Below are 9,604 nucleotides of genomic sequence, written 5' to 3'. Positions count from 1 at the left end.
AGTTTCTCGAGAGCCGTCAGGTCTCCCTTTCGGGCAAAAAGGCGCGCTTTCAGGAGGAAGGCATCTTCGAGGGTAGCGGCGAATTTTTCAGCCTCTTCGAGAAATCCCAGGGACAGGAGGAATTCGGCAAAGGCAAGGCGCGAGGGCAAAGAGAAGGACTCTGGGGAGAGAGAAGGAAGAAGAGGCATGAGTAGAGTTCTGGTTTTCTGCGTTGACTGGTCCTCGAACTCTCGGTACATCCAGGCCAAAATGAGTGCTCCTTCCTGGAAAAAGCCTTGCTCTTTGAGAAGGGCAAAGAGCTCTTCGAAAGCGGCGAGTTTCTCCTCTTTGGTTTTGGCAAAACGCAAAGCCAGAGAGGTAAAGGCAAAACTTTTTTCCTTCTGGGCACAGACAAGTGCTGCGTGGAAGAGGACCGGGGATTCGGGAAAGAGGTTCTCAAGAAGGGAGAGAATCTCCTCTTTCTCTTTCCGAGTCGTATCGAGGCGCTCGAGGAAAAGAAACGCCAGGTGGTCCCCAAGGGTTTCTCTCTCCCGGAGGCTTGTAACCACTTCCTGGTGTGCTAAGGGTGCAGCACGGGTTTCGATAAGGGTTGCAACCCAGAGGAAGTGGAGCTTTTCTTTTAGATCCAGAGAGTCGCCTTTTTCTCCTGCGCCAAGGGCAAAGAGAATTCCCCAGAGAAGGAAAAGAATCACAGGAATCTTTGCTTTCATTTGGGGTCCATGATAGCATAATGCTGCGGAAGGGAAAAGGGGGGAGGAAGGTGCGCAACCAAGAGGTGGCGAAAATCCTCCACGATATTGCGGTTCTCCTTGACATCAAAGGGGAGAGTCGTTTCCGGGTGGTGGCGTATGAGGAGGCTGCCCGACGGATAGAGAACTGGCCTGAGCCCATTGAGGAAGTCTGGAAGAATGGGAAGCTCGAGGACATTCCGGGAATCGGCCAGAGCATCGCAAGCAAAATCGCCGAGTACTTAGCGACCGGGAAAATGACCTACTTTGAAGAGCTCGCCCGGGAGATTCCCCCGGAACTCATTGAGCTCACCGAGGTCCCCGGAGTGGGTCCCAAGATCGCCAAACTCCTCTACGAACAGCTTGGGGTGCGGACCATCGAGGACCTCGAGAGGGCGGTGCAGGAGAAAAAGCTCCGGAACCTGCCTCGCCTTGGGCCAAAGAGTGAGGAGAAAATCGCCAAGGGCCTTGAGATGTTCCGCCGCAAAACCGGTCGCATGCTCCTTGGCCAGGCGTTGCCTCTTGTGGAGAGCATCATCGCCTTCCTCCAGGAGAAAACGGGAATTGCAAAAATCGGCCCTGCCGGAAGCATTCGGCGAATGAAGGAGACCATTGGAGACATCGATATTCTTGCGGCAGCGAAGGACCCAAAGCCCATCATGGATGCTTTTGTGGCCCTCCCTCAGGTTCGGGAAGTCCTTGCCCGGGGGGATACAAAGTCAAGCATTGTGACCCATGAGGGGATTCAGGTGGACCTCCGGGTGGTGGAAGAAGGGTGCTTTGGAGCCGCGCTCCAGTACTTCACCGGTTCCAAGGCCCACAACATTAAGCTTCGGGAAATTGCCCTCAAAAAAGGCTTCAAGGTGAACGAGTACGGCATTTTCCGGCTCGACACGAACGAGCGGGTGGGAGGGGAAAGGGAAGAGGATATCTACGAGGTTCTCGGTATGGAGTGGATTCCCCCGGAACTCCGGGAGGACCAGGGGGAGATTGAGTGTGCCCTGGAGAAAAAACTTCCGGTCCTTGTGACCATGGAGGATATCCGGGGAGACCTTCACGTCCACTCCCACTGGAGCGATGGCATCGCTTCCATTGAGGAGATGGCCGAAGCGGCTCGGGCTTTGGGGTACGAGTACCTTGCCATTTGCGACCATACCCAGTCCCTTGCTGTGGCCTCTGGGCTCACTCCTGAGGAGGTTCACGAGCGGGAGAAGGAGATACGCCGGTGGAATGAGAAGCACCGGGAGCTCCTCGTGCTCAACGGGGTGGAAGCCAATATCCTGAGCGATGGGTCCATCGATTTTCCCGATGCAGAACTCGCCCTTCTTGATGTTGTGGTTGCGGGATTGCACTCGGGGCTCACCCAGAAAGAGGAAAAAATTCTCAAGCGCCTCGAGCTTGCCATGCGGAATCCCTACGTTCAGGTGATAAGCCACCCGACAGGGCGCATCATCGGCCGGCGTGATGCTTCAGAGATGAATATCGACGCCCTTATTGCCATGGCGAAATCCACGCACACCGCTTTGGAAATCAACGCCCAGCCGGAGCGCCTGGACTTAAGAGACGTGGATGCCCGAAGGGCAGCACAAGAAGGAGTCAAAATTGTCATTTCCACCGATGCCCATGACCCGGGGTCTTTGGAGTACATGCGCTATGGGGTTGCTCAGGCCCGGAGGGCCTGGCTCCGCAAGGAGGATGTTCTCAACACCTTCACCTGTGAGGAGCTCTTAGACTTTCTTGCCCGGAAGCGCAAGCTCCTCGGGGGGAAATAGCATCGCAGGGAGCCTCCTTTTGTGAGCGCTTTTCTCTGCGAGGGAGAGGATTTTTGCCCGGTCCGATTCCTGAACAGTATCACCAAGGAGGAACCGGTCTAAAACCTCGTAGGTTAACCCCATCTCGCCCTCGTCGGTCTGACCGGGCCAGAGACCTGCCGAAGGGGGTTTGGTGATGATGCGCTCTGGAATCCCCAAAAACGCAGCGATTTCTCGAACCTCCTTTTTGGTGAGGTGGGCAAGAGGCGCGATATCCACACCTCCATCACCGTATTTCGTGAAGTACCCGACGGTGAGTTCACTGCGGTTGCCCGAGCCGCAGACGAGGTAGTTGAGTTTATTGGCAAAAAAGTAGAGCGTGCACATGCGCAGACGAGGCTTGAGGTTGGCCTGGGGCAGGGCTTTTGGGTTGTGCTCTTCCCCAAGAATGGCAAGGAAGGCGTCAAAGGGCTTCTCAAGGGGCACCACCTGGTAGGGGATACCGAACGCTTCGGCCACCATTTTGGCGTCCTCGAGGTCCTCGGGATTGCTGTAGCAGGGCATGATGAGTCCCAGAATGTTTTTGCCACAGGCTCTCTGGGCAAGAACGGCGACAACTGAGGAATCTATGCCCCCGCTCATCCCAAAGACAAGTCCCTGAGCCTGGGCCTTTCTAACCTGTTCCTCTATCCAGCGGACGATGCGTTCCACTTCCTCGGCAGGGTGCACGAAAACTCCTCCTCTCGTTGACTTTCTTTTTCCCTGTAATGTATTATTTTGCCGAAACTTCGTCAAGGAAGCGGGGAAGTCGCATGGGTAAGACAATGGCTGAGAAAATCTTCGAGCGCAAAGTTGGGAAACCGGTCCGCCCAGGAGATATCGTGGTGGCAGAGGTTGACTGGGCCATGGGTCAGGACGGCACAACTCCCTTAGCCATCCAGTCTTTTGAAGAGATGAACGGGAAATCCGTGTTCCGCCCGGATCGGATTGTCTTCGTCATCGACCACAACGCTCCGAGTCCCCTTGAGTCCGTTTCCCGTCTCCATGACCTCATGCGGTCTTTTGCCCGACGCTTTGGCATTCGGGTGTTTGAGGTGGGAGAAGGAGTGTGCCATGAGCTCATGATGAGCCGTGGCCTTGTGGTGCCGGGGGATCTCGTGGTGGGCGCCGATTCCCACACCTGCACGTACGGGGCCTTAGGGGCGTTTTCCACCGGTATTGGGAGTACCGAGCTTGCGGTCGTCATGATGACCGGAAAGCTCTGGTTCAAGGTCCCAGAGACCGTTTGCGTGAGGCTTTTGGGGGAGCTCCCAAAGGGCGTTTACGCCAAGGACATCATCCTCCACATTGCCCACCTTCTTGGGGCTGATGGGGCAACGTACCAGGCAATTGAGTTCCATGGTCCGGTGGTGGAGCGCCTGAGCGTGGAGGAGCGGGCAACCATCACCAATATGGCGGTTGAAGTCGGTGCAAAAGCCGGTCTTGTGCCTCCGGATGCAAAGACAATTTCCTGGGTTCGGGAACGCACGAATCGGCCTTTTGAGGTGGTGCTTCCTGACCCGGATGCGGAGTACGCAAGGGTCTTAGAGATTGACTGCTCGAATCTCCTTCCTCAGGTGGCCTTCCCGCACCGGGTGGATAACGTAAAACCTGTGACAGAAGCCGAGGGTATCCCGATTCAGGAGGCTTTCCTTGGAACGTGCACGAACGGAAGGATTCCTGACCTGGAGGTGGCGGCGCAGATTCTGCGGGGTCGAAAGGTGCATCCGGAAGTGCGATTCATTGTGGCTCCGGCCTCCCGGGAGGTTTTCCTTTTTGCCCTTGAGAAAGGCTGGGTAGAGGATATCGTGCGGGCGGGAGGGGTTTTTGTCACTCCCGGATGCGGTCCCTGCGTGGGGACGCACCAGGGAATCCCGGGGGATGGATGGAACGTCATTTCCACGGCGAACCGGAACTTCCGGGGACGTATGGGGAACCGGGAAGCCTCCATCTACCTTGCTTCTCCCGCAACGGTGGCAGCTTCGGCCATTGAGGGGAAGATTACCGATCCGAGAAAGTACCTGGGGTGAGAACTATGCGTCTTCGAGGACACGTCCACAAGTTCGGTGACGATATCAATACGGACTACATCATCTCTGGGAAGTACAAGTTCAAAACTCTGGACATGCAGGAGCTTGCTCGGCACGTCATGGAGGACATCGACCCGGGGTTTGCAACTCGGGTGCAACCAGGGGATTTCATTGCGGCGGGGAAGAATTTCGGCTGCGGTTCCTCCCGAGAGCAGGCCCCCCGGGCTCTCCTTGCCTGCGGTATCCGGGGGATTCTCGCCAAGTCCTTTGCCCGGATTTTCTTCCGAAACGCCATAAACTGCGGTCTTTTTGTGGTCGAGTGCGATACCGATTCCTTCGAAACCGGAGACGAGGTTACCGTGGATCTCAAAGAAGGGAAGGTCATAAACCACACGAAAGGGATTGAGCTCTCCGTCCCTCCGCTTCCTCAGGTCATGATTGACATTCTCGAGGAGGGAGGACTGGTGAACTACTTCAAAAAGTACGGATCCTTTGAACGTGTGTGAGGAGGCACCATGTGGGAACACCTGAAGGCCCAGGATCCTGAGGTGTACCGCTGTATCCTGGCAGAACTGGCGCGGGAACGGAACACCTTAGAGCTCATCGCCTCTGAGAACTTCACAAGCCTTGCCGTCATGGAGGCACAGGGGTCACCGCTCACGAACAAATACGCCGAAGGTTATCCGGGGCGGCGCTACTACGGAGGATGCGAATTTGTGGACCAGGCGGAGACCCTTGCCATCGAGCGGGCAAAGGAGCTCTTTGGGGCCGAGCACGCCAACGTCCAGCCCCATTCCGGGTCCCAGGCGAACATGGCCGTGTACTTTGCGGTGCTCAAGCCTGGGGACGTGGTCATGGGCATGGATCTCGCCCATGGGGGACATCTCACCCACGGGAGCCGGGTGAACTTTTCGGGAATGCTCTACCATTTCGTCCCTTACGGAGTGAACCCAAAGACGGAGACCATCGACTACGATGCCTTGGAGGAGAAAGCCCTTGAGGTTCGCCCAAAACTCATTGTGGCAGGGGGGAGCGCCTATCCGAGAATCATTGATTTTGCCCGGATGTGGGCGATTTGCGACCGGGTTGGGGCGTACCTCATGGTTGACATGGCCCATTTTGCGGGGCTTGTGGCGGCAGGGATACACCCGAATCCCATTCCCTACGCTCACTTTGTGACCACCACAACCCACAAGACTCTTCGGGGACCCCGGGGAGGGATTGTTCTCTGCAAGAAGGAATTTGCTCAGGCTATCGATAAGGCTCTCTTTCCCGGGATTCAGGGTGGTCCTCTCATGCATGTCATTGCCGCCAAGGCGGTGGCTCTCAAAGAGGCGCAGAGTCCTGCCTTTTCCGCGTACCAGAGGCAGGTCGTCCGGAACGCCCAGGCCCTTGCAGGAGCCCTTGCCGAACGGGGGTATCGCCTCGTTTCAGGGGGAACGGATACGCACCTTCTCCTTGTGGATCTCAGGAACCTGGGGATTACCGGGAAGGAAGCAGAGCATATCCTCGACCAGGTGGGCATAACGGTCAACAAAAACGTCATTCCCTTCGATCCCGAGAAACCCACGGTGACAAGCGGCATTCGTCTTGGCACCCCCGCCTGCACGACCAGAGGAATGCGGGAGGACGAGATGTGCCTCATTGCTGAGCTCATCGACACAACCCTTCGGAACCGCGGAAATCCCGAGGTTCTCAACCGGGTACGACAGAAGGTGCAGGAGCTCTGTGACCGTTTCCCCCTCTACCCTGAGGTTGGGGAATAGAGAGAGAGTCCTGTGGGTTCTTGGGAGTAAATTCCTCTTACGGAGGGACACAAAATGCGCGAGAAAGTCGAACAGGCCCTTGAAAAAGTACGGGGATACCTTCAGTACGAAGGCGGCGATGTGGAGCTCGTGGACATCGTCGACGGGGTGGTAAAGGTTCGTCTCAAGGGTATGTGCAGCGCCTGCCCCATGGCGATGATTACCCTCAAAGACGGTATTGAGCGAATCCTCAAAGAGGAAGTCCCCGAGGTCAAGTCCGTCGAGCAGGTCTTCTAAAGGAAGAGGCCATAGAGGACTCCCACGAGAACGCTTCCTCCGACTATGTTCCCCAGGGTGACGGGAAGGAGGTTCTGGAGGAGCATTTTTCCCCAGGTGACTCCAGAGCCTCCCTGGAGGAGAGCTACCGTAAGGAAGTACATATTGGCGATGCTGTGTTCGTACCCCAAGGCCACGAACGTCGTGATGGGTGCGGGAATGACAAGGATTTGAGCAACTTCGCTTTTCGCCCAGACGGCAAAAAGTACTGCCAGGTCCACGAGAAAGTTGCAGAGTATCCCCCGGAGGAATCCTTCGGAGAAGGACAGGGCTATCTTCCCTTGAGCAATGGCAAGGATTCTCTCGGCAACAATACCACCCTGGGCCTTTGGGAGTCCTGAAGCGACATAGAGGAGAGCCAGGAAAACCGCGCCGAGGAAATTTCCCCCATACACCACCGCCCAGTTCGTAAGGAGCCTGGTAAGAGAAGCCTTTCCCCTGAGGCAGTGGGCAACAAGGAGACAGTTCCCCGTGAAGAGTTCTGCTCTCCCGAGAACCACCATGATGAGTCCTACCGAGAACACAAGGCCTCCGAGGAGCTGGCGGAGAGCGAAGGGAATCTCCGAGGAAGCGGTGACAAGGGTGAAAATCTGTCCGGCAAAGCCGATGTACGCTCCGGCAAGAAAGCCCCCAAGGAGGAGCTGCTTTAAGGTTTTCTCGAACTTTCCCTCACACCAGGCGTGAATGTCCATGGAGTTCCCTCCCTTTTCTTTACTCGAGAAAATAATAAAAGATTTTCATTTCTTCGCCAAGTTTTGTAAAAGGAATTATGGATTTCCCCTTCCTTCCCTGCTAAAATGAGGGAAAGAAACCGGTGGAGAGGGAGGGTTCAGAATGGCGGAGATTCTGGATCAGATTGCCCGGGAACTCTTTGCGGGGAATGCAAAGGCGGTTGCAGAACTTGTGGAAAAAGCTCTGAACGAAGGTTTTTCACCCCAGGAAGTCCTCAACAACGGCCTCATTAAGGGTATGAACGAAGTGGGGGTCAAGTTCAAGGCCAACGAAATCTACGTTCCCGAGGTCCTCATTGCCGCCCGAGCGATGAAGGCCGGAATGGAGATTTTACGACCCAAGCTCGTTGAAACCGGAGTTGAGCCGGTGGCCAAGATGGTCATCGGAACCGTAAAGGGAGACCTCCACGACATCGGGAAAAACCTCGTAGCCATGATGATGGAAGGGGCAGGATTCCAGGTTATCGACCTTGGGATTGATGTCCCCGCGGAGAAGTTCATCCAGGCAGTGCGGGAACATAAGCCCCAGCTTGTGGGAATGTCTGCGCTTCTCACCACCACCATGATTCAGATTCGAGAGAACATCAAAGCTTTCAAAGAGGCTGGTATCCGGGACCAGGTGAAGATCATGGTGGGTGGAGCTCCGGTGACCCAAAAGTTTGCTGACGAAGTGGGAGCCGATGGGTACGCTCCCGATGCGGCTTCAGCGGTGGATAAGGCAAAAGAACTCCTTGGGTTGAACTGAAAGGGGCGGAACGCCCCTTTTTCTTTTCCCCCTTTACTTAAAAATTTTAATTACGCTATAATTCGCAAAAGAAATTTGGAGGGGATGGGTATGCTCTCAGACCTTGAGATTGCCCAGAGGGCGCAGCTGCGGCCCATCGTTGAAATCGCAAAGGACCTCGGTCTTGATGAAGACGATATCGAGCTCTACGGGAAGTACAAAGCCAAGGTATCCCTTAAGGTTCTTGAGAAGTTCAGGGATCGTCCCTTAGGGAAGTACATCGATGTGACGGCCATAACACCCACGCCCCTTGGGGAAGGGAAGACCGTCACCACCATAGGTCTCTCCATGGCCCTCAATAAAATAGGGAAGAAAAGCATCGTCTGCATTCGCCAGCCGTCCCTGGGTCCTGTTTTCGGCATCAAGGGAGGCGCGGCGGGGGGCGGTTACTCCCAGGTCGTTCCCATGGAGGATTTCAACCTCCACCTCACCGGTGACACCCACGCGGTGGCGATAGCCCACAACCTCCTTGCAGCCTTCATCGACAACCATCTCCACCACGGAAATGCCCTGCGCATCGACCCTTTCACCATAAGCTGGCCAAGAGTTGTCGATGTGAGTGACCGGGCGCTGCGGAAAATCATCATTGGCCTCGGAGGAAAAGAGAATGGTGTCCCCCGGGAATCGGGCTTTGATATTGCCGTGGCTTCTGAAGTCATGGCCATTCTTGCCCTCACCACAGGCCTTCGGGATTTGCGAGAACGCTTGGGGCGGATTGTCATCGGGTACAATGTGGAGAAAAAGCCGGTGACGGCAGAGGACCTGAAGTGTGCCGGTGCGATGACTGTGCTCCTCAAGGATGCTATAAAACCAAACCTCCTCCAGACCCTTGAAAATACTCCGTGCTTTGTGCACACTGGGCCTTTTGCCAACATCGCCCATGGGAATAGCTCTATTCTTGCCGATCAGATTGCCCTCCGCCTGAGCGAGTACGTGGTCACCGAGAGTGGCTTTGGTGCCGACTGTGGCATGGAGAAGTTCATGAACATCAAGTGCCGCTACAGTGGCCTTGCTCCCGACTGTGTGGTCATGGTGTGCTCAATTCGGGCGCTCAAAATGCACAGCGGCAAGTACAAGGTAGTGCCTGGGAAGCCCTTAGACCCTGCCCTTGCGCTTGAGGATGTTGCCGCGGTGGAGAAAGGAGCCGAGAACCTCGTCAAGCAAATCGAGAATGCCCTTCTCTTTGGGGTTCCGGTTGTGGTGGCCATCAATCTCTTCAGCACCGATACCGACCGGGAGATACGGGCAGTTGAGAAAATCGCCCTCGACAGTGGTGCCTACGCCTGTGCGGTTTCTGAGGTATGGGCAAAAGGCGGAGAGGGGGGTAGAGAACTCGCGGAAGCCGTGGTGCGGGCCTGCGAAGAGCCAAAAAACTTTCGCTTCCTGTACCCTCTTGATATCCCCATAAAGGAGAAAATCGAAATCATCGCCACAAAGGTGTACGGGGCCGATGGAGTGGT

10 protein-coding genes are annotated in these 9,604 nt (G+C 55.8%); 7 read left to right on the top strand and 3 right to left on the bottom strand.

All coding sequences use genetic code 11. The features are described from left to right. A partial coding sequence (locus H5U36_06825) for a hypothetical protein (protein MBC7217839.1) occupies positions 1–692 on the bottom strand: 692 nt, incomplete at its 3' end. Positions 693–760: 68 nt separating this feature from the next. Between H5U36_06825 and polX the strand changes: the two genes are divergently transcribed. Next, positions 761–2,500 carry a DNA polymerase/3'-5' exonuclease PolX gene (gene polX, locus H5U36_06820; protein MBC7217838.1) on the top strand — a complete coding sequence of 580 codons (1,740 nt, stop codon included), beginning with the start codon at positions 761–763 and terminating at the stop codon, positions 2,498–2,500. On the opposite strand, the gene nadE is transcribed toward polX, so the two are convergent. Continuing rightward, positions 2,456–3,208 carry an NAD(+) synthase gene (nadE, locus tag H5U36_06815; GenBank protein MBC7217837.1) on the bottom strand — a complete coding sequence of 251 codons (753 nt, stop codon included), beginning with the start codon at positions 3,206–3,208 and terminating at the stop codon, positions 2,456–2,458. The genes polX and nadE overlap by 45 nt on opposite strands. An 83-nt stretch (positions 3,209–3,291) precedes the next feature. On the opposite strand from nadE, the gene H5U36_06810 reads away from it, so the two are divergent. The 4 genes from H5U36_06810 to H5U36_06795 are packed head-to-tail and all read left to right on the top strand — an operon-like array spanning position 3,292 to position 6,590. Continuing rightward, positions 3,292–4,548 carry a 3-isopropylmalate dehydratase large subunit gene (locus H5U36_06810; protein ID MBC7217836.1) on the top strand — a complete coding sequence of 419 codons (1,257 nt, stop codon included), beginning with the start codon at positions 3,292–3,294 and terminating at the stop codon, positions 4,546–4,548. Between the two features lie 5 nt (positions 4,549–4,553). Further along, on the top strand, positions 4,554–5,054 hold the full coding sequence (locus tag H5U36_06805) for a 3-isopropylmalate dehydratase small subunit (GenBank protein ID MBC7217835.1): 501 nt from the start codon (positions 4,554–4,556) through the stop codon (positions 5,052–5,054). Positions 5,055–5,063: 9 nt separating this feature from the next. Next, the gene (locus H5U36_06800; GenBank protein MBC7217834.1) at positions 5,064–6,314 is read left to right on the top strand and encodes a serine hydroxymethyltransferase; all 1,251 of its coding nucleotides are present in this window, start codon (positions 5,064–5,066) and stop codon (positions 6,312–6,314) included. A 54-nt stretch (positions 6,315–6,368) separates the two neighbouring features. Further along, positions 6,369–6,590 (top strand): NifU family protein, encoded by a 222-nt coding sequence (locus tag H5U36_06795; protein MBC7217833.1) that lies wholly within the window; start codon positions 6,369–6,371, stop codon positions 6,588–6,590. Here H5U36_06795 and H5U36_06790 read toward each other — a convergent pair. Continuing rightward, entirely contained in the window at positions 6,587–7,321 is a 735-nt protein-coding gene (locus H5U36_06790; GenBank protein ID MBC7217832.1) for a formate/nitrite transporter family protein, read from the bottom strand. The two genes, H5U36_06795 and H5U36_06790, sit on opposite strands and share 4 nt — an antisense overlap. 142 nt (positions 7,322–7,463) lie before the next feature. On the opposite strand from H5U36_06790, the gene H5U36_06785 reads away from it, so the two are divergent. Beyond that, positions 7,464–8,105: a corrinoid protein gene (locus H5U36_06785; GenBank protein MBC7217831.1), complete on the top strand. Its 642-nt coding sequence runs from the start codon at positions 7,464–7,466 to the stop codon at positions 8,103–8,105. A 90-nt stretch (positions 8,106–8,195) separates the two neighbouring features. Continuing rightward, positions 8,196–9,604 (top strand): formate--tetrahydrofolate ligase (locus H5U36_06780; GenBank protein MBC7217830.1); only part of this gene is annotated, 1,409 nt, incomplete at its 3' end.

Origin of the sequence: Candidatus Caldatribacterium sp., assembly GCA_014359405.1 — a bacterium.
Taxonomy (GTDB): Bacteria; Atribacterota; Atribacteria; order Atribacterales; family Caldatribacteriaceae; genus Caldatribacterium; species Caldatribacterium oleiphilum.
Note: the sequence above shows the minus strand (reverse complement) of the source record. Positions and strands in the feature narration are given on the sequence as shown.